Raw genomic sequence first — 25,570 nt, forward strand, 5'->3', positions numbered from 1 at the left:
AATTAGAGAGATGTATATAGAAAGTATAATAAAAATTTCCAAAATTTACTTTTAAAGCATATTTTAATACAGTAGATAATTTTTTTATTATTCACTTTAATTTATATAATTTAACTCTACTTTCTTGGAATTTTATCCCAATTAAATAATTTTCATCTTTAGAAATAATTATTTGATCATATAAACTTTCATAATTATTTATTCGTAACTTTTTAATTAATTTTTTATTTTTTTTATCAAAAACTAAAATATCATAATTATTTTGAATATAAATGTTATTATTACTTACAAAGTAAGATGCACAAAAATTATTTTTTGATTTTAAAAGTTTTGTTTTTAAGGTGTATGTTTTTAAATTAAATATATATAAATTATCTTTAGCTAAAATATAAAATTCATCTTTATAAAAATTTATGTAAGGAAATATATTTAATGAATATACAAAATCATTTATAGTTATTTTCTTTATAAAATTTCCATTTTTTAAGTTGTATATATACAAAAAGGTTTTTGATGGATTCGATGAATAATCGGAAAAAATTATAAAATTTTTATCTGGAGAAACTATAAATCTTGGTATTATATTTAAATTTTTAAATGTTTGTACTTTTTTTTGTGTCAAAGTATTTATTATTGAATAATTATTTAATTCTCTTTTTAATAAATATTTTCCAGTTTTAGACATTATTAAATAATTTCCAGTTTTATATTCAAAAGTTTTTAATAACTTTTTATCTATTGAATATAAATATATTCTTGTTAAATTTTTACTACTATATTCTCTAATATAATAATATTTACCATCAAAACTTATATTAGATAAATAATTAAAGGCTATATTAGACTTTAAATTTTTTAAAAAATCAGATATTTTTTTTGTTTTTAAATCAAATATCTTTAAACCATTTGGCGTTGATAATAGACATTTATTATTATTAATTGATACAATTTCTGTTATAACTTCTGAATTATAAATAATTTCTGGTTTTAATACTTCATTTGATAAACTATTTATGGATATAAATAAAAGCATTATAAGTAAATATTTTTTCATTGTAATTCACCTATAAAACCTATTTTTGCTAAATATATTTTATAATTTAATTCAGCTTTTTCTCTAAGTTTTGTTGAATCCCAAAAAATCCCTGAGTTTTCTTCAATTTCCTTTACTGGTTCTGAATACTTTCCAGTTTTTTCTGTATCATATTCTATATTATTTTTATTTATAGAAAAAGTGTACTCTCTATAATTTGTTTTAAATATTTCTTTCCAGTATCTTGTTTCAATTGTATCAGTATAAGGATTACTTGTTTTTATGATTCCATAATTATTTGCCCATATTATTTTTGCGTAAAAAACAGCGATATCTTTTTTTCTTATAATATAATTATCAGCCCAAGATTTTCCTAAATTTTTTATATGCAAACTATTCAATATTTCATCTATTGTTAAACTTATTCCATAACTTAATAAATTATTTTTCAAAGAAAGAGCGGCGGCATTTTTAGCATTTTCTAAAATAGCATTAAAAAATTTAAATTTTCCTGTTTTATGTTTGTCAGAAATTTTTCCGCCATACTTTCGTTTAATAGTTATTGATATATAACCTTTTGCCTCATTACTCTTTGAAAAAAATAAAAGAATTCCAACTTTATTATAATTCATCAATTTAAAATTATTGTCAAAATATTTAATTTTAATAATTTTACCTGTTTCATCATAAATATCGCTTTTTATTGGTTTGAAATTTAAAGTATAAAAAATTTCTTCGGTAAAATATTTTTCTTTAATGTTAGATTCTTTAATCTCTTTTTTTATATTACTTTTAGTACATGAACTAATTAAAAAAATAATTAAAATTAACATAAGTACTATAAAACTCTTTTTCACTTTTATTTCTCCTCTAATTTATATTTATATTTGTGCACACAAACATTTTAATATTATAATTTTTATTTTAATTATATAAATTAATTAATCAATTCTCTTTAATTACATAAATATTATAGCAAAAAAAAAAAGAAAATCAACTATTTTTAGTGTACTAATTAATATTTTTACCTAAATATAATGTTTTTTTGATTAATTTATATCGTTTATTTTGTTTTTTTATGTTATTAATTTCATATTAACTAATAATATTTGTGAATTTAAATTTTATATTTTTTATAATGTTATTATTAATCATTTTCATTATAAGAGTTTGTGAAATTCTATTAAATATTTATTTTTTATAAATATTATGATTTAATTTTTTATTATTGATAAAATATTAAAAAATTTAGATAAATTTCATTTTAATTATATATACGCATAAAAAAACTCAGCATAGCTGAGTTTTTTTAATTATTATATATAAAAAAGTAATAATGATACTTTATTTCTTTTTTTGAGATTTGTTTTTATTTGTTGATTTGGAGGAAAGTTGTTTAAGTCCTTCAGTTACATTATAATAAAAAGAATTTTTAGTAAATTTTTTGGTTTTAGTTTCTTTTCCAGGTTTAAGTCCTGAAAGAATTTCAACTGCTTCATCAATATGTTTTATTGTCCAAATTTTAAATTTTTCATCTTCTAAGTCTTTCATAAGTTCTTCTTTCAATACTAAATCATTTATGTTTTGATAAGGAATAATTACTCCTTGGTTTCCATTAAAACCTAATATTTTACAAATATCATAAAATCCTTCTATTTTTTGAATTAATCCTCCAACTGGTTGGACTTCACCATTTTGATTCATAGATCCAGTTATTGCGATATTTTGTTTTATTGGAATATTACCAATTGCAGACATTAAAGCTATTGTTTCAGCAAGCGTAGCACTATCTCCATCTATCATGGAATATACTTGTTCAAAATTTAATGATGCTGTAAATCCATTTTCTAAGAAGTTGCTAAATTTTGATTTAAAAAAGTTTTCAAAAATGAATGTTGATTTTTTATGAATTTTTCCACTCATTTCAGTTGCTCTATGGATATCAATTATTCTTTCACCATCAGATTTATAAAATTTTGCAGTTATTTTTACTGGATGACCAAAGGTATAATCTACCGTTTGGATTACAGTTAATCCATTTAATTGTCCTATTTTTTCTCCTTGAACATCGAGTTTGTATATATTATCTTTTATCATTTCAAAAAAATGTTTTTTATGAAATGAAAACATTTTTTCTCGATGCTTTATAGCTTCTTTTATATCTTCTGAATTAGTATAAGGTCTATGATCATATTTTTCTGCAAAGTAAGTTGCTTCTATTATTAAATTTTTAATATCTCCATATTTTAATGAAAACTTTTTATTATTAGAATTTATTCTACATGAATATTTTAATAGTTCTATTACAGCTTTTTTTGTCAAATGTTGTATGTTTTTTTCTTTTACAACTTTTGCAACAAAAGTTGAAAATTTATTTATTGAAAATTCATCAATTTTATTTTCATATTCAAATTGAGCTTTTATTGTAAAAAATTTTTTAAAATCATTATCATATACACTCAACATATCATATATCCATTCTTCACCAATTAATATTATTTTAGAATTAAATGAAAGTGGTTCTGGTTCAAGTGTTTGAATATTAGAATAACCTTCGGCACTTTCAACATTTTCAATTTTTATTTGTTCGAGTAAAAGAGTTCTTTTTATTGCATCCCATACAAATGGCTTTCTTAAAACTTTTTCTGCATCTAGAATTAAATAACCACCATTTGCTTTGTAAAAACTTCCGGATTTAATCATACTAAAATCAGTTTGAAGTGCTCCCATATTTGAATAATATTCAACTCTTCCAATTAAGCTTGAGTATGTAGGACTAAGTTCTTCTACAACAGGAGAACCTTGAAGATAATAGTTATCAATAACTATATTTATACTATATTTTTTTTTGAAGTATTTGATTACATCATCATTATCTGAAGTTATTTCTACAAAATTTATAGATATATCATTTTTTAAAGATTTTAAATAATCTATTATATCTGAATATTTTTCATATTCTTTTTCTATATTTTCAAAAATTTTATTTATACTAAATGAAGCCCAATATTTTTGCATATTTTTTAATTGTTCTCTGTATTTTTTATCTAAAGTTGCAATTTTGTTCATTACATTTTCTATTAATATTCTTAATTTGGGTGAATTTTCTTCAAACTCTTTTTGCTTTTCTTTGGAAAGTTTTTCATATTCTTCTGAACTTATTTTTTTCCCATCAATAATTGGAAGGGATACTATTCCACCATTTGTAAATTCAATAACATAATTTAATTCTTTTGCTTTTTCTTTTAATTCTGTCCATAATTGTTTTCTTTTATCCATATATTCTTTTTCTAATTCTGTCATTTTTTCAAGATATTCATTGCTTTGCATACCATTTTTTAAAGCTTGAAAAGAAGATTCTACTAAAAATTCTAACTTTTTTTTAAATTCTTTTGCTTTTCCATGAGGAAATTTTAGCATTTTAGGCTTTTTGGGGTTTTCAAAGTTATAGGAATAAGCAATATCTGGAGGGATTTTTTCTTTTAAAGATATTTTAGTTAAAAGATTTTTTATCATATCACGTCTTCCTGTTCCAACTGGTCCAACAACAAATATATTACTATTTTTTTCTTTGATTTTAAGTGCCATATTCACAATATCATAAGCGTTTTCTTGTATAACACAATCTTCATATGAATTTATGTCTATTTCTGATGTGTTATCAAAAGAAACATCTGGAATTTTTATTTCTATATCTTCAATACTTAATCTCATAAAAACACCTCCTTTTAGTTTTTATTTGTAAAATATTCTTAATTTAATTATAACATAAAATGTTTTATTTTATAAATTAATATATTTCAAAATATATAAAGAAAATAGTTTAAATGAGTATATTTTTTACTTAAAGTAAGTTATTTTTTTAAATCATATAAAAACTTAGCAAATAAAAGATCTTCATTAGTTGTTATTTTTATATTATTTTTTTCTCCTTCAATAGTGTATACCTCATTTTTATTTGCAAAAAAAATGGAAGCATCATCTGTAAAATCACTTAAATTTTTTTCAAATTTTGTATAAGCTTCAAAAAGTTTTTTGAAGTCAAAAGCTTGAGGTGTTTGATGTTGATATACTTGATTCCTATCCAAAAACTTTTCTATTTTATTTTTAGTACTAAGAGAAATAGTTGAATTTTCTTTTAGAATAGGAATAGCACTATTTTTTTCTTTGGCTTTTGTTATTAATTTTTTGATTAATATATTTGAAATAAATGGTCTTGCAACATCGTGAATTAAAACAATTGAAGGATTTAATTGTTTTAAAATTTTTAGGCCTTTAAAAACACTTTCTTGACGTGTTTTTCCTCCAGGAATGATTTTAAATACTTTTTTAAATTTAATAACTTCTAATTCAGTTTTTTTAAAAAATTTTTTATTGGCTACTATTATTATGTTGTCTATTAATTCTGAATTTTCAAATATACTTGTTGTTATTTCTAAAATACTTTTGTTTTTAATTTTTAAAAATTGTTTAGGTATACTTTTATTCATTCTTGAACCAGATCCTGCAGCTACAATAATAGTACTTATCATTATGGCACGCTCCTTAATAATAGTTGAATTAAATTGACAATTAAATTAATGAATGTTATAATTTAAATATATATTTTAATATAATAAATAAAAAAATTAGAGGCGATTTTTTATGAAAAAATGGATTATATTCGTTTTAATTTTTATGATTTTTTTTTATGTTTTATTTGTTTATTTATATGAAAAAAATTCAATAGATGAAAATAATAAAATGGTAAAACAATATGCAAATACTTTAGAACTTTCATTATGGGCTATTGATGATGAAAGCATAAAAAAAATAGTTGATACAATAATAAGTTCAAAAAAAGTTTCTTACATTAAAATATATGATGAATCAACTAATATAATTTATAAAAAACAAAAAAAAGTAAATAAAATTCCATTTATAACAAGAGAAAAAAATTTTATAACCTCAATAAACCACAATGATGTTTTTTTAGGAAAAATAGAAGTAACCTACATTAATACAAATAATTTAATTTATTTATATGTTTTTTTATTATTGTTATTGTTTTATTTTATTATACACTTAAACTTTAAATTTTTCCAAAATAACTTGAAACTTAAATTTGAAATAAAAAAAAGAATAAAAATTGAAAATGAACTTCAAAAAACATATAAAGATTTAAATATAGCTTATAATAATTTAAAAGTAGCCCAGTCACAATTAATTGAAACTGAAAAAATGGCAGCTTTAGGTAATCTTGTTGCTGGAGTAGCCCATGAAATAAATACACCAGTTGGAATTTCACTTACTGCAGTTAGTTTAATAAAAGAAAAGAGTAAAGAAATAAAAAGTGAATATGCTAGTAATAAAATAAAAAAATCTGAGTTTGAAGAATTTTTGAACATAATAGCAGAATCTTCTTTAATAGCAGAATCTAATTTAAATAAGGCAGCTAAATTAGTAAAAAGTTTTAAAAATGTTGCCGTTGATAGGATGAGTGAAGAAAAGAGAAGATTCAATTTAAAATCTTATATTGAAGATGTTCTTTTAAGTTTACATACAAAGTATAAACATAAAAATATAAAAATTAATATTGATATTGATGATAAAATTTTTATTAATAGTTATCCAGGATTGTTTTCTCAAATTATAACTAATTTTGTTATTAATTCAATATTACATGGATTTGAAAAAAGAAATAGTGGAGTTATTAATATCTTTGCGGAAAGAAAAGGCAATAAATTAAAGCTTATTTATGAAGATAATGGAATTGGAATAAAAAAAGAGAATATGAAGAAAATATTTGAACCATTTTATACTACTAAAAGAGGAAAAGGTGGAAGTGGATTAGGTTTGAATATTGTCTATAATATTGTTACTCAAAAATTTAATGGTAATATTACTTGTGAAAGTAATAATGGAACAAAGTTTATAATTTTTATACCGTTGGGAGCTGAAAAAAATGACTGATTTTTTAAAAATTGAAGATGATATAAAAAACGAGGTTGTAAATACAAATAAGTATTGGAAAGTTTTAATAATAGATGATGATGAAGATGTACATACTATAACTAAAATGGTTTTAAAAGATTTGAAATTTGAAAACAAGAAACTAAAATTTTTAGATGCTTACTCTAATGCAGAAGCAAGAAAAATTCTTTTAGATAATGATGATATAGCTGTAGCATTAATAGATGTTGTTATGGAAAAAGAAAATTCAGGATTAGAATTAATAAAGTTTATTAGAGAAACTTTGAAAAATAAATATATTAGATTATTAATTAGAACGGGGCAACCTGGTGAAGCTCCTGAAGAACGTATTATACAAGAATATGATATAAATGATTATAAAGAAAAAACAGAATTAACTTCAAAAAAACTATATACTACTATGATTGCTTCTATAAGAGCTTATAAAGATATTATGGATATAAATTATAATAAAATAGGATTTGAAAATATTATAAATTCTACAAAATTAATATTTGAAGAGAATAAAATAAATGATTTTATAAAAGTTGTTTTTAAAGAAATGAATAAAATACTTTGTATAAAAGATAAAAATTGTTTTAAAGATAATAATGGTTTTTCAGCAATAAGATTAGACAATAATTATATATTAATTGAAGTTATAGGAGAATTTAAAAGTTATTTAGGGAAACCATATACTTTTATTGAAGATAAAAAAGTTATAGAAGTTTTTGAAAATATGAAAAAGAATTTATATATTTATGAAAATAAAATATTTTTTAAATTAAACTATGAATATAGAGATAGTTTTGTTTTTTATATAGAATATTGTTTTCCACTTAAAGAAATTGATAAAAAATTTATTGAAATGTATTATTCTGAAGTAGTAGCTTTATTTAATAATTTAAATCTTGTTCTTGAAATTGAAGAAACACAAAAAGAAATAATATATACTCTGGGTGAAGTTGTTGAAGGAAGATCAAATGAAACGGGGTATCACGTTAGAAGAGTTGCAGAATATTCAAAAATTTTAGCTTTAGGGTGTGGATTAAGTGAAGAAGAGGCAAATAAAATAAAAATGGCAGCACCTATGCATGATGTAGGAAAGGTTGCGATTCCAGATAAAATCCTTTTAAAACCGGGGAAATTAAATGAAGAAGAGTTTAAAATTATGAAAACACATGCTCAACTTGGTTATGAATTATTGAAAAAAAGTAAAAGGAATATTTTGCAAATTTCAGCAACAATAGCACATGAACATCATGAAAGGTGGGATGGAAGTGGTTATCCTTTAGGTTTAAAAGGAGAAGAGATTAGTATATATGGAAGAATTGTTTCAATAGTAGATGTTTTTGATGCTTTGATTTCAGATAGAGTGTATAGAAAGGCAATGGATTTAGAAACAGCAAAAAAAATAATAAGAGATGGAAGTGGGAAAAATTTTGATCCTAAGTTAGTTGAAATATTTTTTAATAATTTTGATAAAATATTAAAAATAAAGGGGAGTTTTAAAGACTAAGGGGGGGTTAAATGAATGATAATTTAATTTTTTCTGATGAAGATGATTTTCCAAAACTTGAAGAAAAACCATGGAAAATTTTAATAGCAGATGATGATCACTCAATTCATGCAATGACTAAATTAGTGGTTAATGATATCATTTTTGAAAATAAAAAAATACAATGTTTTAGTGCTTATAGTGGAAAAGAAACTTTAGATATTTTAAATAATAATGAAGATATAGCCCTTGTTCTTCTTGATGTTATTATGGAAGAAGAAGATACAGGATTAAAAGTAGTAAAACAAATTAGAGAAAATTTAAAAAATAAAAAAGTAAGAATTATTTTAAGAACTGGACAACCAGGTCAAGCACCAGAAAAAATGGTTGTTTCAAAGTATGATATAAATGATTATAAAACAAAAACAGAGTTAACTGTTCAAAAAATGTATACTACTATAATAGCTGCATTAAGAGCTTATAAAGAACTTGAAATAATAGAAAATAGTAAAAAAGCTTTATGTGGAGTTATAGAAGCTTCAATTAGACTTTTTGAATCAAAATCAATAAAAAATTTTGCATCAGAACTTTTAAAAGAATTATCATATCTTTTAGAAATAAATAAAGGTATTATAATAAATACGTCTGGTATGGTTTTTGAAAACAATGAAGATAATTATGAAATTTTGGCTTGTAGTGGAGAATATGAAAAAAATAATGTGTTAGAAATTAAAAAATTAGAAGATGAAGTAAAAGAAAAAATAAAAATGGCATTAAAAAATAATAAAAGTTATTTTTATGATAACGAATATATTGGATATTTTAAAACAGAAACGGGTAAAATTAATTTAGTTTATTTAAATAGTGAATCAGAATTTTCTGAATTAGATAAAAAGGCAATAGAAATATTTTCTAGAAGCGTTGCAGTTGGATATGACAATATTTATTATAATCAAAAAATTATTAAAGAACAAAAAGAAAAAATAAATAAATTAAATGAATATATAGAAAAAAATATAAAAAAGAGCTTATAAAGCTCTTTTTACTTTTAAATATGATAAATTTAAGGTATAATAGGATTATGAATATATGTTTATATAGTTTTTGGAGGTGTTTTTTATAATGAGAATTGCAGGAATAGACTTAGGAGGTACAGAAATAAAGGCGGGACTTGTTAATGAAAGTGGAATATTAAAGAAAGTAAGTACTTCAACGGAAGTTGAAAAAGGATCAGAAAAAATAGTTGAAAATATAGTTAAAACTATAAAAATGTTGGGTGAAAAAGTAGAAGCAATAGGTATAGGTTCTCCGGGTTCAATAGACAGAAAAAATGGAATTGTAAGATATTCACCAAATTTTCCACAGTGGCATGATTTTGAACTGGGTAAAAAAGTATATGAATTAACTGGTAAAAAAGTTTTTATTGAAAATGATGCTAATGCATTTACTTTAGGGGAATGGTATTATGGAAATGCAAAAGGGTGTAATGATTTTATTTGTTTAACTTTTGGAACAGGTGTTGGAAGTGGTGTTGTAATTAATAAAAAAATGTTATTTGGAAAGGATGGTATAGGAGCAGAGCTTGGTCATATAATAGTTTCATCTGATGGGCCAATGTGTGGTTGTGGAAATAGAGGATGTTTAGAATCATATGCTTCTGCTAAATCAGTTGCAAGAATGGCAAAAGAACTTGTACTTAAACATAATAATTCTTCTTTACTAAATAGAGTAAAAGATATAAACGAAATAGAATCAAAACACGTTTTTGAAGAAGCAAAAAATGGAGACTTTATTTCAAAATATGTTGTGGAGAAAATAACAGACTTAATTGCAAAAGCTATTTCTGGATATATACATATTTTTAATCCTGAAAAAATAATATTAGGTGGAGGTATGAGTAAAGCTGGTAATGAATTATTAAATCCAATTATTGAAAAAACTGATATGTATGTTATGAAAAGTTTTAAAAATACATATAAAATAGAACTTTCTAATTTAGTTGAAGATGCAGGAATATTAGGAGCAGCTTCTTGTGCAATATATGGAATGGAGGAATAATAAGTTGAAAAAAACACTTACAAATTATATGATAACAATGAATATAGTAGTTTTTATATTGATGATTATTTTTGGAGGATTTAGTGCATTATGGGGAACAAGTAGTAGAGCTTTACTATTATTTGGTGCACAGTATGGGCCATTAGTTAGTAATGGCCAATGGTTTAGAACAATAACTTCAATGTTTGTTCATGGTGGATTATTACATATATTTTTTAATATGTATGCTCTTTTTTATTTTGGTAATATAGTTGAAAGTGTTTATGGAAAACATAAATATTTTGCAGTATATATTTTATCAGGTGTTATGGGAAATTTATTGACACAATTAATGATGCCTAATGCTGTATCAGTTGGAGCTTCTGGTGCGATTTTTGGTTTAATTGGACTGCTTTTTGGTTCTGGATTTAGACATGATACTCCAAGAATGTTAAAACCAATGGTAGGTACAGCTCTTTTACCAATAATTATAATAAATATTTTTTTAGGTTTTACAGTATCAAGTATAAATAATTTAGCGCATATAGGAGGTCTTGCTGCAGGATTTACATTTGGTTGGCTTACTCCTGTTACTTTTACAAAAACTTCGATAAAAATATGGAAATATGCATATTATGCTGCTTTGGGATTAATAGTGGCTGCATATTCTCTCTTGATATTTTTTACCATAATTATGTTAATATAAGAAAAGGAGAAGATATTTATGGAAAAACTTTATTATAAGGTTTCTCGTGATCCGATACAATCAGAAATATTTTTATATCCTTTAGAAATTGTGATATCTGATACTCAAGCAATGCAAAGATTAAGGTATTTGAGTCAGCTTGCTGGTGCAGAGTATGTTTATCCAAGTGCTACTCATACGAGATTTTCGCATTCTTTGGGAGTTATGCATTTATCTGGAGTATATTCTCAACATATATATCCAGAAAATCATTCAAAATTTAGAATTCTAAGATTGGCAGGATTACTTCATGATATAGGTCATGGCCCATACTCACATCAATTTGATGATGCAGTTTATAAAAAAATGGGTTATAAAGATGGTCATGACGAATATAGAGAAAAGATATTAAAAACAAAATTAATTGAAGAAATAATAGAAGAGTATAAAAATTTAAATGATCCAAGAACAAAAAATGATTTCTTTAAAGATTTAGCTTTAACTATAAACAAAGAAGTTAATGAAGAAAATCTTAAAGAATCTATTGAACAATTAATAAACATGGTACTTGAAGTATATGAAGGAGAATACACAGGAAGTATAGATTTTAATATAGTTCAAGGACCTTTAGGTGCTGATAGACTTGATTTTGTTTTGAGAGATTCTTATTATGCGGGAACAAGACATTTTGGAACGGGTGCAGTAGATAGATTAATAAGAAACACAGAAATTTTTGAAGATGGAAAAATATGTTATTCAATAAAGGTAATAGATGATATATATTCTTCATTATTTGCAAGATTTATGATGTATAAAAATGTTTATTTTCATAAAACTTCAAGAGCAGCAGATCAAATGCTTCAAGAAATATTAAAATATGCTTATGATATATTACATTTAAAAGAAAGAGTGGAAAATTTAGATACTTTTATTACGCTTACAGATGAAAAAATAATTAATGAAATAGAATTAATTTATGATATATTGTATGGAGAAAATTTGATGTCTTTACCAGTATCTCCAGAATGGGTTGAAAATAGTGAAAAAATTGCAAATGCACACAATCTTATCAATAGATTAAAAAAGAGAGATTTATGGAAGATTATTGTAGAAATTCCATTCTCAATGACAGGTGTTGATCCTTCGGTTGTGAGCGTTTCTGTAGCTCAAAATATTTTAAATAAAATAAAAGAGAATTTACAAAATAAAATGAAAGAAGATATAAAAAAAGAAGACAAAGAAGAAATTACATATATTTTAAATAATTTTGATTATTTGTTTAAAATAGATACACCTTATAAACTTTCAGTAGTACATCCAAGTGAATTTTTAGCAAGTGATGTATTTATTAAAGATACAAATGGAGATATACTTGGATTTGATGAAGTTTATGAAAGATATCCAGCATTAAAACTTCTTGAAAGTAATTTAATACAAATAGTAAGAATATATATAAAAGAAGATAAAAGAGAGTTATTAAAAAAATACAATATAGTACCTCAATTTTCTAATACTAAAACAACAACAAGGTGGTAAATATGGGAAAAGTATATCAAACTTCGGTTTACAATGGAAGAGTTAGATTAGTTGCACTTGATACAACAGATATTGTTAAATATCTACAAAAAATTCATGATCTTTCACCATTATCCTCTGTGGTTTTAGGAAGAGTAGCAACTGCTTCATTACTTTTAGGAAGTTATATGAGTGAAAATGAAAAAGTAACAGTTGTTTTTAATGGTGATGGGCCAGCAGGAAGTGTTGCGGCTGAATCTGGTTCTGATTTTAAGGTAAGAGCTTATATTGATAATAAACATTTAAATACTTTTATTAATGAAAAAGGAAAATTTGATGTAGCAAAAGCTATAGGTAAAGGAATGTTATATGTAACTAGAGATTTAAGGTTACGTGAACCAGTAACTTCAAATATTGAAATTATAAGTGGTGAAATTGCCGAAGATATAGCAATGTATTTAAATCATTCAGAACAAGTTCCATCTGCAGTATCTTTGGGAGTTTTAACGGATAAAGATGGAATAAAGTCAGCGGGTGGTTTTATGTTACAAATACTTGATCAAACATTAGAAGAAGAAAAAATTAAAAAAATAGAAAATATTTTCTTATCTTTACCATCAATTTCAACTTATATAGCTGAAAATAATAAATTAGAGTATTTATTAGATGCTTTTGGTGAAAAAGATTATTTAAATGTATATGAATCAAAATTTGAATGTTCATGTAATAAAGAAATAACTTCTAAAGCTTTATTACATTTGAATGTAGAAGAATTAGAAGAATTAAAAGAAAAAGGACAAGCAGAGGTTACTTGTAATTGGTGTTCAAAAAGATATATCTTTAATAAGGAAGAAATTCAAAAAATAATCTCGGAAAAATTGGAGGGATAAAATGTTAAAAAGTTTAATAGGGAAAAATACTATTCAAGAGTATGTTGGAAAAATAGAAGAAAAAAACAAAGAATTAAATGCAGTTTTAAGAATAGAAAAAGTTACTGGAAACAAAGATGGAAAGTATTATGGAATTCCATTTTTAGTAAAAGATAATATACAAATTGAAGGAACAAAGTTAACTTGTGGATCTAAAATATTAAAAAATTATAATAGCGTTTATACAGCAACTGCTATGAAAAAATTACTTGATGCTGGATTTTCTGTTATAGGAAAAACAAATATGGATGAATTTGCAATGGGAAGTTCAAACGAAAACTCAGCATATGGTCCAGTAAAAAATCCACTTGATACAGAAAAAATTCCAGGAGGAAGTTCAGGAGGATCAGCAGCAGCAGTTGCAGCTGGAATGGCTCCATTTGCTATAGGTACTGATACAGGGGGATCTGTTAGACAACCAGCATCTTTTTGTGAAATTGTTGGATATAAGCCATCATATGGAATGATTTCAAGATATGGTGTTGTAGCTTTTGGATCTTCATTGGATCAAATTGGTGTTCTTTCAACAACAGTAGAAGATGCTGCAACTGTTGTTGAAATAATGAAAGGAAAAGATGAAAAAGATTCAACAACAGTTGAACATAGTACAAACTTAACTTCTTTTTTTGGTGAAGATATTAAAGGTAAAAAAATTGCAGTACCAAAAATTATCTATTCAGAAGGAGTAGATAAAAAAATTCTTGAAGAGTTTGAAAATGCAGTAAATCTTTTAAAAGAAAATGGAGCAATAGTAGAAGAAATAGATATTCCAGAATTAAAATATGCAGTTAGTATTTATTATATAATAGCTCCATCAGAAGCTTCTTCAAATTTATCAAGATTTGATGGAGTTAGATATGGATTGAGAAAAAATGAAAAAGGTTTATCTGATCTTTACAATAAAACAAGAGATGAAGGTTTTGGAATAGAAGTAAAAAGAAGAATATTAATGGGAACATATACACTTTCTTCAGCATATTATGATGCATATTTTTCGAAGGCATCTAAAGTTAGAAAATTAATGTCAGATAAAATAAATAATGTATTAGAAAATTATGATTTAATACTTACTCCAACCTCTCCAACACTTCCGCCAAAAATTGGAGAAGAGTTAACTCCATTAGAATATTATTTAATGGATATTTTTACAATACCAGCAAACTTAGTAGGATTACCAGCAATAAGTGTTCCGTTTAATAAGATTGGAATACAATTTATTGGAAAACGATTAAAGGATGAAGAAATGCTTGCAGTTGCAGATGCATTTGAAAAAAAGGTAGGTGTTCATTAATGTTTAAACCAGTAATAGGCCTTGAAATTCATGCGCAATTAATGACAAAAACAAAAGCGTTTTGTAGTTGTAGCGCTGATCATTTTGAAACTGAACCAAATAAAAATATATGTCCAGTATGTACAGGACACCCTGGAGCGTTACCAGTATTAAATGAAAAAGCAATTGAACTTGCTGTTAGAGCAGGACTTGCAATAAATGGAGAAATTAATTTATATTCAAAATTTGATAGAAAAAATTATTTTTATCCTGATTTAACAAAAGGTTATCAAATAACTCAATACTTTAAACCAATAATTACAAATGGAAAATTAAATGTTATGGGAAAAGATGTAAGAATAAATAGAATTCATATGGAAGAAGATACAGGAAAGATGGTACATTTGGGAGAAGAAATCCATTCTTCTAAAGAAAGTTTGATAGATTATAATAGAGCAGGTGTTCCTTTAATAGAAATAGTTACAGAACCAGATATAGAATCAGCAGAACAGGCAAGAGCCTTTATGGAAAAATTAAGAGATATTTTAAGATATGCTGAAATATCAACAGGAGATATGGAAAAAGGGGCATTGAGATGTGATGCAAATGTTTCAGTAAAAAATCTTGAAACAGGTGAATGGAGTAATAAAGTAGAAGTTAAAAATATAAATTCTTTTAAATTTGTGGAGAAAGCAATTAAATATGAAATTGAAAGAATTACTGAAGAAATGAAAAATGGAAATGAAATTATTCAAGAAACAAGAAGATGGGATTCAGTAAAAAATGCTACTTTTTCAATGAGAAAAAAAGAAGGAGAAGCAGATTATAGATATTTTCCAGAAGCAGATTTACCACCTTTAATAATAACTAAAGAGTTTATAGAAAATGTAAAAAAAACACTACCAGAGCTTCCAGATGAAAAATCAAAAAGATTTGTAAAAGAATATAAAATACCGGAGTATGATGCAGAATTATTATCTTCAAATAAAGAACTTTCGAATTATTATGAAGAATGTGCAAGAAAAGTAAAAGATGGAAAATTCGTATCAAATTGGATAATGACAGAAGTTTTAAGAATTATGAAAGAAAAAAATGATAATATATTTAATTTAAAATTAAAACCAGATCATTATCTTGAATTAAAAACATTAATAGAATCAGGGAAAATATCTACAAAAATTGCAAAAGAAATTTTTCCTGAAATGTATGATACGGGAAAGATGCCATCAGAAATAGTAAAAGAAAAAGGATTAGAACAAATTGATGATGATTCAATGCTTTATGATCTTGTGGAAAAATTGATAAGTGAAAATCCTAAAAATGTAGAAAAATATAAAAGTGGTAAAACAAATATAGCTGGATTTTTTGTTGGCCAAGTAATGAAACAAACTAAAGGAAAGGCAAATCCTGCAAAATTAAATAATATAGTAAAAGAACTTTTAGATAAACAATAAGTTCCGGAAATTCCGGAACTTGTTTTTTTTATCAATAAAAAGAAACATTTTATCAGAAAAAAATTATTTTTTATAAAAAAGTTTTATAATCATAATGAAAAAACTCAGGAGGTGTTGGAATGAAAAAAAATATTGTGATACTTATAATTGTAATTTTAAATGTTTTATCTTTCAGTAATTTTTTAACAGCTGAAGAATATGCAAAAGGTGAAATGTTATTTGAACAGCCATTAGAAGCTATAACTTTGGTTGGAAATATTAGTTTAGATAAAAATTTAAATATAGAAAACTTTAATTATGGTTATGGAGTAAACTTAGGAAATAATGGGTTAATAATGGGTATTTTTTCTAGATACTCTGGAACGCAAACTTTAAATTTGGAATATATAGGTTTTAAAAATTATAATTTTTATATGAATTTTTTATTTAAAGATTGGAAGTATTTTTATGGTTTTGGAAGTAGTTATAATATAGATTTATACAGAAATATGAAACTTAAATTATTATTTCAAGGAAATTATTATGAACAACAAATACAAACATTAAACTTAGGTACATCTTTAAAAATAGGATTTTTAGAATTAATGGTTGGTCAATCTAATATAAATTTAAAAGAAAAAACAGATTTACCATTTAATTTAAAAAAAGAAATAAACTTTGGAATTTCTTTAGATTTTAATCAATTAACTATTTCTGGAGCTGCAAAGTATGATTTTTATATTAACGAATTTAGCAACTACAATATATCTTTTAAAATATATCCATTTAAAAAATTTAAAAATGATTATTATAGCTATAATTTAAAAAGGCAAGAAATAGAATTAGAAAAAGAAAAGGAATTAACTAAAAGAACAGTAGCCGTATTAGGAATAACAGCATTAGTTGGAATAACAGCATTAGTAATGATATTTAAATAAAGTATTTTGCAAATGCAAAATACTTTATTTTTATGGTAAAATATAATTATTAAAAAATTTTTTAAATAAAGGGAGGAAAAAATGACAAGTTATAAAATTACAAAAATCACAAATAAATTTTCTTTTGGGAATCCATTTAATACTAATGCTGTAATAAATAATTACTTAAATTTAAAAAAGATAAAAAAAAATATGCCTTTTTTTGAAGTTAAAAATGAAAACGATACCATAAAATTAACTTATAAAATGAATAATAAAGATAAAATTTATGGTCTTGGTGAAATGATGGGAGGATTAAATAAAAGAGGAAAAAAGTATAAAACTTATTCAAATGATGTTCCAATTCATACACCAGATTTAGAGAATTTGTATGGAAATCATCCTTTTTTAATAGTAGATGGAGTAGAAACTTTTGGTTTTTTTATAGATTTTCCTGGGAAAATAGAATTTGATATAGGATTTGAAAAGTATGATACTTTAGAAATAAAATTAAAAAATAACTTTGATATTTATATTTTTGAAGGCAAAAAAGATGAAATTATAAAAGAATATTTAAAGTTAACGGGAAGTCCTATGAGTTTACCAAAATGGGCATTTGGATATCAACAAAGTAGATGGAGTTATCCTGATAAAAAATCTATAAAAGAAATTGCAAAAAAATTTAGAGAATATAAAATTCCATGTGATGCAATATACATGGATATAGACTATATGAAAGATTATAAAATCTTTACAATAGACAAAGAAAAATTCACAAATTTTGAAAAATTTGTGAATGAAATGAAAAATGAAGGTTTTAAATTAGTTCCAATAATTGATCCTGGAGTTAAAATAGAAAAAAATTATGAAGTTTATGAAGAAGGAATAAAAAACAATTATTTTTGTAAAGATGAAAAAGGAAATGATTTTACTGCAGCTGTTTGGCCAGGACTTACTCATTTTCCAGATTTTTTAAATGAAAAGGTTAGAAAATGGTGGGGAGATTTATATAAAAATTTTAATGATATGGGAATAAGAGCATATTGGAATGATATGAATGAACCTGCTATTTTTTATACACCAGAAAGATTAAAAGAAGCATTTGAAGTTGTTAAAAATGTAAAAAATAATGATAATTTGGGAATAGATGTATTCAAAGCAAAAGATTCATTTGTAAATATGCCAAATAATATAAAAGATTATAAGAGTTTTTATCATAATGTTGATGGTGAAAATATTCTTCATGATGAAGTTCATAATTTGTATGGATTTAATATGGCAAGAGCAACTGCCGAAGGATTAAAAAGATTAGATAATAATAAAAGATATTTTTTACTATCAAGAAGTAGTTATTCAGGTCAGCAAAGATTTTCTGCAATTTGGATGGGAGATAACATGTCTTGGTGGGAACATATGCTATATCATATTAGAATGATGTTGAATTTAAACATTACCGGCTTTTTTTATACAGGTGCAGATATAGGTGGTTTTGGTGGAAACACTTCAGAAGATTTGGTTATAAGATGGATGCAATTGGGAGCTTTTACACCACTTTTTAGAAATCATTCTGCTTTTGGAACAAGACATCAAGAACCATGGGAATTTAGTGAGAAAGCTAGAAATATTATGAAAGATATAATTGAATTGAGATATGCTTTTATTCCATATTCATATTCTGAATATATGATGTCAATAGAAAAATTAAAACCTTTTATTTCTCCGATGTTTTTAAAGTATGAAGAAGAAAGAATAAAAGAAATAGAAGATCAATATATGTATGGAGAATCTTTAATGATTGCTCCAATCATTACTCAAAATGCTACTGGAAGATATGTACATTTACCTGAAAACAAATGGCTCTTTTGGAATGCTTCAAAATATAATGAAAGAAAGTTAAAAGTTTATAATCCTGGTGATTACTATGTAAAAGCAGATCTTTTTGAAATACCTTTATTTATAAAAGAAAATTCGATTATTGTTTTAACCAAACCACAAAATTATATTGGAGAAAAAGAAATTGAAAAATTAAATGTAATAGCTTTTGTTACCGAAAAATCAGAATATACATATTATGAAGATGATGGTGAAACATATAATTATAAAGATGGAGATTATGCAAAATTAAAAATTGAAATAGCAAAAGATAATACTGAGTATAAAATAGTAATTGAGAAAGATGAAAGTGAAGATTATAAGTTAAAAATAAAAGAATTAAACTTTGAAATATACGATAAGATTGGAAATGTTTTTACTAAAAAAATGGAGATATAAAAAACACAGATATTTATCTGTGTTTTTTTAAGTTAAAGAAAAAATCCATTATAAATCCAATTATAAAAGAATAAATTAAGATAAAAAAATTTAATAATAAAACAAATTTAGCTCCTAAAATACCTAAAGCAAAAGGTAGCCATTGAATTTTTATAGCCCAAGATCCAATAGTTGTTGCTATAACTCCAACACTAGCTCCTTTATCAATTAATTCTTTAAAAAATGGATAAAAAGCATAAGTTGGACCTACCATAAACATTCCAAAAAATGCGCCTAAAGATTTACCTTTTATACCACTTTCTTTTCCAATTATTTTGGCAATAGTTTTTTTAGGAATTATTTCAGAAATAAATCCTGTAAGAAAAGCAACAGAAATTATTATTGGAAAAAGAGTGAAAAACATTTTTAATGCATACATTATTCCAGATAAAGCCTTATTTGGATTTAGTATCATTAAAATAATTGCAATAATTAAAATTATAAATTCTATAAAAAAATTTTTTATTATATTATTAGATTTATTTGAATTTTCTTTCATAGTAATCCCTCCATTACAAGAGCAATGAAAAATATTGCAATCAAAGCAAAAAAATTTCTTAAAAGAGTAAATTTTTTACCTAAATACTTAAATTCTAAAGATAAAGAAATTATTCCAAGCATTACCCAAGATAATAAAAATGCTGAAACTAAAGAAATTGTAGCATTATTTTCTAATAAGTACTGTCCAATTGGATAACCAGTAGCGGGTGGACCCATCATAAGTGCACCAGTTATTATACCAGAAAAAATTCCCTTTATGTTAGAAAAATTAAGTAGAAAATTTCCAACAGATTCTTTAGAAAGAAAACTTTGTAAAATTCCCAAAATTAAAAAAACTGAAAAGATACGAATAGAATTTTGAATTAAATTTTTAGATCCTTTTTTTGCAGCTTTTTTAATTTTTATAGGATCTTTTTTAAAAAAAATAAGGTACAGAATTAAAACTAAGGCAAAAAATATTAATCCAATAACAAAATTTTGCATAAAAATCCTCCTTATAAAAAATTTAAAATACTATAACATATTATATCATAAAATTATATATATAATAATTTAAAATAAGTTTTTATAGATATGAATTTATTTATATTATATACAATAATTAAAAAAAAACAAAGAAAAAAAGGATATAAAGCGAATAAATAAATAGAAAAATAATGGATTAACACGACGTTGAAAAAAGGTTAAAAGAAATGTAATTGACAAAAAGAAGAGAAAGTGATAGAATGATTAAGTCGCTGAGGGAAAAGCAAGCGAAGGAGAAACAAGCTCATTGAAAAATGGATAGAGGTAGTAAATAAAACTTTTCGAAAGAAAAGACGCTAGTAAGAAAAAACTAGAGTGAGAATCAAACCATTCGAATGGAGGGTTTGATCCTGGCTCAGGGTGAACGCTGGCGGCACGCCTAACACATGCAAGTCGAACGAAGAAATCCACTTCGGTGGAGAGTATTAGTGGCGAACGGGTGAGTAACGCGTAGGAATCAACCCTTTGGACTGGGATAGCTATGGGAAACTGTAGGTAAAACCGGATAAGCTCGAGAGAGGAAAGGAAGAGAAGCGCCAAAGGACGAGCCTGCGTCCCATCAGGTAGTTGGTGAAGTAAAAGATCACCAAGCCGACGACGGGTAGCCGGTGTGAGAGCACGAACGGCCACAAGGGAACTGAGAGACGGACCCTACTCCTACGGGAGGCAGCAGTGGGGAATTTTGGACAATGGACGGAAGTCTGATCCAGCGATGCCGCGTGAAGGAAGAAGTCCTTCGGGATGTAAACTTCTGAATTTACAGAATATAAAGTACTGGGGACAGTACAAGGAAGGTATGTAAAGAAAAGCCCCGGCTAACTACGTGCCAGCAGCCGCGGTAAGACGTAGGGGGCGAGCGTTGCCCGGAATCACTGGGCGTAAAGGGAACGTAGGCGGTTATGTAAGTCAGGTGTGAAATGTCACTGCTCAACGGTGGAACAGCGCTTGAAACTGTATAACTTGAGGATACTAGAGGAAGACGGAATTACCAGAGTAGGGGTGAAATCCGTAGATATTGGTAAGAAGGCCAGTGGAGAAGTCGGTTTTCTGGAGTAATCCTGACGCTGAGGTTCGAAAGCTAGGGGAGCGAACCGGATTAGATACCCGGGTAGTCCTAGCCGTAAACGATGTTCACTAGGTGTGGGATGTCAAAGTTCCGTGCTGAAGCAAACGCGATAAGTGAACCGCCTGGGGAGTACGTCCGCAAGGATGAAACTCAAAGGAATTGACGGGGACCCGCACAAGCGGTGGAGCATGTGGTTTAATTCGAAGCTAACCGAAGAACCTTACCAGGAATTGACATGGAGATAAGGTAGTAGAGATACTACTAACTTTCGCAAGAAAGGAGTCTCACACAGGTGGTGCACGGCCGTCGTCAGCTCGTGCCGTGAGGTGTTGGGTTAAGTCCCGCAACGAGCGCAACCCCTGCCATTAGTTGCCAGCATGTGAAGATGGGCTACTCTAATGGGACAGCCGTCGACGAGACGGAGGAAGGAGGGGATGACGTCAGGTAAGCGTGCCCCTTATGTTCTGGGCGACACACGTGCTACAATGGTACGGACAGAGGGAAGCGAAGCTGAGAAGTGGAGCAAATCTCACAAACTGTACCTCAATTCGGATTGCAGGCTGAAACCCGCCTGCATGAAACCGGAATCGCTAGTAATCGCAGGTCAGCCAAACTGCGGTGAATACGTTCTCGGGTCTTGTACACACCGCCCGTCACGCCACCCGAGTTGGAAACGCCCGAAGATGGATGCTGTAACCGCAAGGAACGGATGCATCGAGGGTGGAGCTAGTGAGGGGGGCGAAGTCGTAACAAGGTAGGTGTACCGGAAGGTGCGCCTGGATCACCTCCTTTCTAAGGAGAACAACTACCTCTATCCATTATTGAGTGAGCAAAAGAACGGGGTGGTAGCTCAGTTGGGAGAGCATCTGCTTTGCAAGCAGAAGGCCAGGGGTTCGAGCCCCCTTCACTCCACCAAAGAAATCATTCAGAAAAGTTCATTGACAAGTGCATAAGAAAGAAAGTCCAAAGTAAAAAGGGCATACAGGGGATGCCTAGGCGACCAGAGGCGAAGAAGGACGTGGCAAGCTGCGAAAAGCTACGGGGAGAAGCAAGCAATCGAAGAACCGTAGATATCCGAATGGGGAAACCCGGAAGAGCCCGAAAGGGAGGCGAACCCAGCGAAGTGAAACATCATAGTAGCTGGAGGAAAAGAAATCAAAGAGATTCCCTGAGTAGTGGCGAGCGAAAAGGGAAGAGCCCAAACCAAATTGATGTAAAAGGGTACAGCCGTTGTCAATTTGGGGTAGAGGGACAGCTTAACTCGAACTGTAAATAGAGGGAATAGGTAAAGAGGAAGTCGAAGTATATGGGAAGATAAACCAAAGAAGGTGAAAGTCCTGTAGACGAAAACTCGTAAACTAATCGAAGCTGATCCCAAGTAGCGTGGGACACGAGGAATCCTGCGTGAATCAGGGGAGACCACTCTCCAAGGCTAAATACTCCTGGTCGACCGATAGCGAATAGTACCGTGAGGGAAAGGTGAAAAGGACCCCGTGAGGGGAGTGAAAGAGAACCTGAAACTGTATGCCTACAGGAAACGGGAGCGGAAGTGACCGTGTGCCTTTTGATTAATGTGCCCGCGAGTTATCGTATATGGCGAGGTTAAGTCGAAAGAGACGAAGCCGAAGGGAAACCGAGTTTTAAAAGAGCGAAAGTCAAATGCGATAGACCCGAAGCCCAGTGATCTATCCATGTGCAGGTTGAAAGTTAGGTAAAACTAAGTGGAGGACCGAACCGGTAGGTAGTGAAAAATCTTCGGATGACATGTGGATAGCAGTGAAAAGCTAATCGAACTGGGTGATAGCTGGTTCTCTCCGAAACGTGTGTAGGCACGGCCTCGACAAAGAAAGTATTGGGGGTAGAGCACTGATTGACGTATGGGGGCGACCTCAGAAATCAGTCAAACTCCGAATACCAATACTGAATAGTCGGGAGACAGACTACGGGGGATAAGCTCCGTGGTCGAAAGGGAAACAGCCCAGACCGCCAGCTAAGGTTCCGAAGAAATGGCTAAGTGTGAAAGGTAGTGAAGTTCTGAAGACAGCCAGGAGGTTGGCTTAGAAGCAGCCACCCTTTAAAGAGTGCGTAACAGCTCACTGGTTGAAGAACAATGCGCCGAAAATGTAACGGAGCTAAAGCCATACACCGAAGCTGCGGAATTGGAGTAATCCAATTGGTAGGAGAGCATTGTGTAGTAGGGAGAAGGTAAACTGGAAGGTTTGCTGGACGAGACACAAGAGCGGATGCGGGCATGAGTAGCGAAATGAATGTGAGAATCATTCACCCCGAAAGTCTAAGGGTACCTGGGGAAGGGTCGTCCACCCAGGGTAAGTCGGAGCCTAAGGTGAACCCGAAAGGGGTAATCGATGGGAAACAGGTAAAGAGTCCTGTACCAGTATGAACGAGATATAAGGGGGGACGCAGGAGGTGAATCGCCGAGACCAAGTTGCAAGGTCTTCTAAGCAGTAAAGCCGAAGAAACGAGTAGGGAAAACCGCTTGTGGAGGAAAAGCTGTGAAGGGAAGGACGTAAGTCTAACGGGGAGGAGTCACACTGCCAAGAAAAGCCTCGTATATCGCTTGAGAGAAATACTGACCGTTCCGTAAACCGACACAGGTAGACGGGTTGAGAAAACTAAGGGGAGCGGAATAACCTCTGTTAAGGAACTAGGCAAAATAGCCCCGTAACTTCGGGAGAAGGGGTGCTCTTGATGGTGTTGCAAAATGCGATTGAGAGTCGAAGTGGAAAGTCCCAGGCGACTGTTTACCAAAAACACAGGTCTATGCGAACACAAAAAGTGGAAGTATATGGACTGACGCCTGCCCAGTGCCGGAAGGTTAAGTGGAGTGGTGAGAGCTACGAAACGAAGCCCCGGTAAACGGCGGCCGTAACTATAACGGTCCTAAGGTAGCGAAATTCCTTGTCGGGTAAGTTCCGACCTGCATGAATGGCGTAACGATCTGGGAGCTGTCTCAACAGAGGATCCGGCGAAATTACAGAGTGGGTGAAGATGCCCACAACCCGCAGTTAGACGGAAAGACCCCATGGAGTTTTACTGTAGCCTGACGTTGTAAATGGTTATAATGTGTACAGGATAGGTGGGAGGCGAAGAAGGGAGATCGCAAGGTTTTCTAGAGCCGACGTTGGGATACCACCCTCATTATAATGATTTACTAACGGTGGAATGTGAAGAGCATGAGCCGGACAGCGTTAGGTGGGCAGTTTGACTGGGGCGGTTGCCTCCTAAAGAGTAACGGAGGCGTACGAAGGTCGGCTCAGGTGGGTTGGAAATCCACCGGTGAGTGCAAGGGCAAAAGCCGGCTTGACTGCGAGACTGACAGGTCGAGCAGAATGGAAACATGGTCCTAGTGACCCGGCCGAGGCGAGTGGAAGCGCGGTCGATCAACGGATAAAAGTTACCCTGGGGATAACAGGCTAATGACGCTCGAGAGTTCATATCGACGGCGTTGTTTGGCACCTCGATGTCGGCTCATCGCATCCTGGGGCTGAAGTCGGTCCCAAGGGTTGGGCTGTTCGCCCATTAAAGCGGTACGTGAGCTGGGTTCAGAACGTCGTAAGACAGTTCGGTCCCTATCTGCTGCGGGCGTAGGAAGCTTGAGGAGGGTTGCTCTTAGTACGAGAGGACCGGAGTGAGTGTACCGCTGGTGAATCAGCTGTCAGGCAAATGGCAGGAGCTGAGTAGCTAAGTACATGACCGATAACCGCTGAAAGCATCTAAGCGGGAAACGGGCTCCAAGATAAGGCTTCCCGCTCATTTATGAGGTAAGGGTAGTTCGAGACTAGAACATAGATAGGCCACAGATGTAAGTGCAGTGATGTATTGAGTCGAGTGGTACTAATAACCCGAGGCTTTGGACAAACTTTCTTATGCACTAGTGA

Annotated in this window: 17 protein-coding genes, 1 tRNA gene and 2 rRNA genes; 14 read left to right on the forward strand and 6 right to left on the reverse strand. The window is 28.9% G+C overall.

Features of this window, described 5'->3' with window-relative positions:
* Window positions 1-91 precede the first annotated feature (91 nt).
* From IGS63_RS06790 to ispD, 4 genes are all read right to left on the reverse strand, one after another.
* Window positions 92-1,054, reverse strand: coding sequence for a hypothetical protein (locus IGS63_RS06790; protein ID WP_190613587.1), 963 nt, complete (start codon window positions 1,052-1,054; stop codon window positions 92-94).
* Window positions 1,051-1,890, reverse strand: a complete 840-nt coding sequence (locus IGS63_RS06795) for a hypothetical protein (RefSeq protein ID WP_190613589.1) — start codon at window positions 1,888-1,890, stop codon at window positions 1,051-1,053. Before IGS63_RS06795 ends, IGS63_RS06790 begins: the two co-directional genes overlap by 4 nt.
* A 487-nt stretch (window positions 1,891-2,377) precedes the next feature.
* Complete coding sequence (locus IGS63_RS06800; RefSeq protein WP_190613591.1) at window positions 2,378-4,747, reverse strand: Lon protease family protein; 2,370 nt, start codon at window positions 4,745-4,747, stop codon at window positions 2,378-2,380.
* A gap of 140 nt (window positions 4,748-4,887) precedes the next feature.
* Complete coding sequence (gene ispD / locus IGS63_RS06805) at window positions 4,888-5,565, reverse strand: 2-C-methyl-D-erythritol 4-phosphate cytidylyltransferase (RefSeq protein WP_190613593.1); 678 nt, start codon at window positions 5,563-5,565, stop codon at window positions 4,888-4,890.
* A 112-nt stretch (window positions 5,566-5,677) separates the two neighbouring features.
* On the opposite strand from ispD, the gene IGS63_RS11690 reads away from it, so the two are divergent.
* The 11 genes from IGS63_RS11690 (at window position 5,678) to IGS63_RS06860 (ending at window position 19,540) form a co-directional block, all read left to right on the forward strand.
* A complete protein-coding gene (locus tag IGS63_RS11690; RefSeq protein WP_198423029.1) occupies window positions 5,678-6,985 on the forward strand; it encodes a sensor histidine kinase in 1,308 nt (435 codons plus the stop codon).
* Entirely contained in the window at window positions 6,978-8,504 is a 1,527-nt protein-coding gene (locus IGS63_RS06815; protein ID WP_190613594.1) for an HD domain-containing phosphohydrolase, read from the forward strand. Before IGS63_RS11690 ends, IGS63_RS06815 begins: the two co-directional genes overlap by 8 nt.
* 11 nt (window positions 8,505-8,515) lie before the next feature.
* Window positions 8,516-9,517, forward strand: a complete 1,002-nt coding sequence (locus IGS63_RS06820; RefSeq protein ID WP_190613596.1) for a DUF3369 domain-containing protein — start codon at window positions 8,516-8,518, stop codon at window positions 9,515-9,517.
* An 88-nt stretch (window positions 9,518-9,605) separates the two neighbouring features.
* Window positions 9,606-10,541 (forward strand): ROK family protein, encoded by a 936-nt coding sequence (locus tag IGS63_RS06825; RefSeq protein WP_190613597.1) that lies wholly within the window; start codon window positions 9,606-9,608, stop codon window positions 10,539-10,541.
* A 4-nt stretch (window positions 10,542-10,545) separates the two neighbouring features.
* The gene (locus IGS63_RS06830; RefSeq protein ID WP_232521159.1) at window positions 10,546-11,226 is read left to right on the forward strand and encodes a rhomboid family intramembrane serine protease; all 681 of its coding nucleotides are present in this window, start codon (window positions 10,546-10,548) and stop codon (window positions 11,224-11,226) included.
* An 18-nt stretch (window positions 11,227-11,244) separates the two neighbouring features.
* Window positions 11,245-12,741 (forward strand): HD domain-containing protein, encoded by a 1,497-nt coding sequence (locus IGS63_RS06835; protein WP_190613599.1) that lies wholly within the window; start codon window positions 11,245-11,247, stop codon window positions 12,739-12,741.
* Window positions 12,742-12,743: 2 nt separating this feature from the next.
* Window positions 12,744-13,610: an Hsp33 family molecular chaperone HslO gene (gene hslO / locus IGS63_RS06840; protein ID WP_190613601.1), complete on the forward strand. Its 867-nt coding sequence runs from the start codon at window positions 12,744-12,746 to the stop codon at window positions 13,608-13,610.
* A gap of 1 nt (window position 13,611) precedes the next feature.
* Window positions 13,612-14,940, forward strand: coding sequence for an Asp-tRNA(Asn)/Glu-tRNA(Gln) amidotransferase subunit GatA (gatA, locus tag IGS63_RS06845; protein ID WP_190613602.1), 1,329 nt, complete (start codon window positions 13,612-13,614; stop codon window positions 14,938-14,940).
* On the forward strand, window positions 14,940-16,373 hold the full coding sequence (gene gatB, locus IGS63_RS06850; RefSeq protein ID WP_190613604.1) for an Asp-tRNA(Asn)/Glu-tRNA(Gln) amidotransferase subunit GatB: 1,434 nt from the start codon (window positions 14,940-14,942) through the stop codon (window positions 16,371-16,373). Before gatA ends, gatB begins: the two co-directional genes overlap by 1 nt.
* Window positions 16,374-16,492: 119 nt before the next feature.
* Window positions 16,493-17,290 (forward strand): hypothetical protein, encoded by a 798-nt coding sequence (locus IGS63_RS06855; RefSeq protein WP_190613606.1) that lies wholly within the window; start codon window positions 16,493-16,495, stop codon window positions 17,288-17,290.
* A gap of 81 nt (window positions 17,291-17,371) precedes the next feature.
* Window positions 17,372-19,540: a TIM-barrel domain-containing protein gene (locus IGS63_RS06860; RefSeq protein WP_190613608.1), complete on the forward strand. Its 2,169-nt coding sequence runs from the start codon at window positions 17,372-17,374 to the stop codon at window positions 19,538-19,540.
* Window positions 19,541-19,553: 13 nt separating this feature from the next.
* On the opposite strand, the gene IGS63_RS06865 is transcribed toward IGS63_RS06860, so the two are convergent.
* Complete coding sequence (locus tag IGS63_RS06865) at window positions 19,554-20,078, reverse strand: hypothetical protein (protein WP_190613610.1); 525 nt, start codon at window positions 20,076-20,078, stop codon at window positions 19,554-19,556.
* Entirely contained in the window at window positions 20,075-20,563 is a 489-nt protein-coding gene (locus tag IGS63_RS06870) for a hypothetical protein (RefSeq protein ID WP_190613611.1), read from the reverse strand. The genes IGS63_RS06865 and IGS63_RS06870 overlap by 4 nt, the downstream gene beginning before the upstream one ends.
* A 374-nt stretch (window positions 20,564-20,937) precedes the next feature.
* Here IGS63_RS06870 and IGS63_RS06875 point away from each other — a divergent pair.
* The 3 genes from IGS63_RS06875 to IGS63_RS06885 all read left to right on the forward strand — a co-directional run bounded on the left by IGS63_RS06875 (window position 20,938) and on the right by IGS63_RS06885 (window position 25,550).
* Window positions 20,938-22,463: ribosomal RNA gene (locus IGS63_RS06875) — 16S ribosomal RNA — on the forward strand.
* Window positions 22,464-22,510: 47 nt separating this feature from the next.
* Window positions 22,511-22,586, forward strand: a tRNA-Ala gene (locus tag IGS63_RS06880).
* Window positions 22,587-22,632: 46 nt separating this feature from the next.
* Window positions 22,633-25,550 (forward strand): 23S ribosomal RNA (locus tag IGS63_RS06885).
* The 16S and 23S rRNA genes sit together here with 1 tRNA gene alongside, the layout of an rRNA operon.
* The last annotated feature ends 20 nt before the right edge of the window (window positions 25,551-25,570 follow it).

It is taken from the genome of Tepiditoga spiralis (genome assembly GCF_014701195.1).
In the GTDB taxonomy this organism is placed as follows: domain Bacteria; phylum Thermotogota; class Thermotogae; order Petrotogales; family Petrotogaceae; genus Tepiditoga; species Tepiditoga spiralis.

Coding starts and splice junctions, on each gene's coding strand:
- IGS63_RS06790 (WP_190613587.1), bottom strand. CDS start 1,054: ATGAAAAAATATTTACTTATAATGCTTTTATTTATATCCATAAATAGT.
- IGS63_RS06800 (WP_190613591.1), bottom strand. CDS start 4,747: ATGAGATTAAGTATTGAAGATATAGAAATAAAAATTCCAGATGTTTCT.
- ispD (WP_190613593.1), bottom strand. CDS start 5,565: ATGATAAGTACTATTATTGTAGCTGCAGGATCTGGTTCAAGAATGAAT.
- IGS63_RS11690 (WP_198423029.1), top strand. CDS start 5,678: ATGAAAAAATGGATTATATTCGTTTTAATTTTTATGATTTTTTTTTAT.
- IGS63_RS06815 (WP_190613594.1), top strand. CDS start 6,978: ATGACTGATTTTTTAAAAATTGAAGATGATATAAAAAACGAGGTTGTA.
- IGS63_RS06820 (WP_190613596.1), top strand. CDS start 8,516: ATGAATGATAATTTAATTTTTTCTGATGAAGATGATTTTCCAAAACTT.
- IGS63_RS06825 (WP_190613597.1), top strand. CDS start 9,606: ATGAGAATTGCAGGAATAGACTTAGGAGGTACAGAAATAAAGGCGGGA.
- IGS63_RS06835 (WP_190613599.1), top strand. CDS start 11,245: ATGGAAAAACTTTATTATAAGGTTTCTCGTGATCCGATACAATCAGAA.
- hslO (WP_190613601.1), top strand. CDS start 12,744: ATGGGAAAAGTATATCAAACTTCGGTTTACAATGGAAGAGTTAGATTA.
- gatA (WP_190613602.1), top strand. CDS start 13,612: ATGTTAAAAAGTTTAATAGGGAAAAATACTATTCAAGAGTATGTTGGA.
- gatB (WP_190613604.1), top strand. CDS start 14,940: ATGTTTAAACCAGTAATAGGCCTTGAAATTCATGCGCAATTAATGACA.
- IGS63_RS06855 (WP_190613606.1), top strand. CDS start 16,493: ATGAAAAAAAATATTGTGATACTTATAATTGTAATTTTAAATGTTTTA.
- IGS63_RS06860 (WP_190613608.1), top strand. CDS start 17,372: ATGACAAGTTATAAAATTACAAAAATCACAAATAAATTTTCTTTTGGG.
- IGS63_RS06865 (WP_190613610.1), bottom strand. CDS start 20,078: ATGAAAGAAAATTCAAATAAATCTAATAATATAATAAAAAATTTTTTT.
- IGS63_RS06870 (WP_190613611.1), bottom strand. CDS start 20,563: ATGCAAAATTTTGTTATTGGATTAATATTTTTTGCCTTAGTTTTAATT.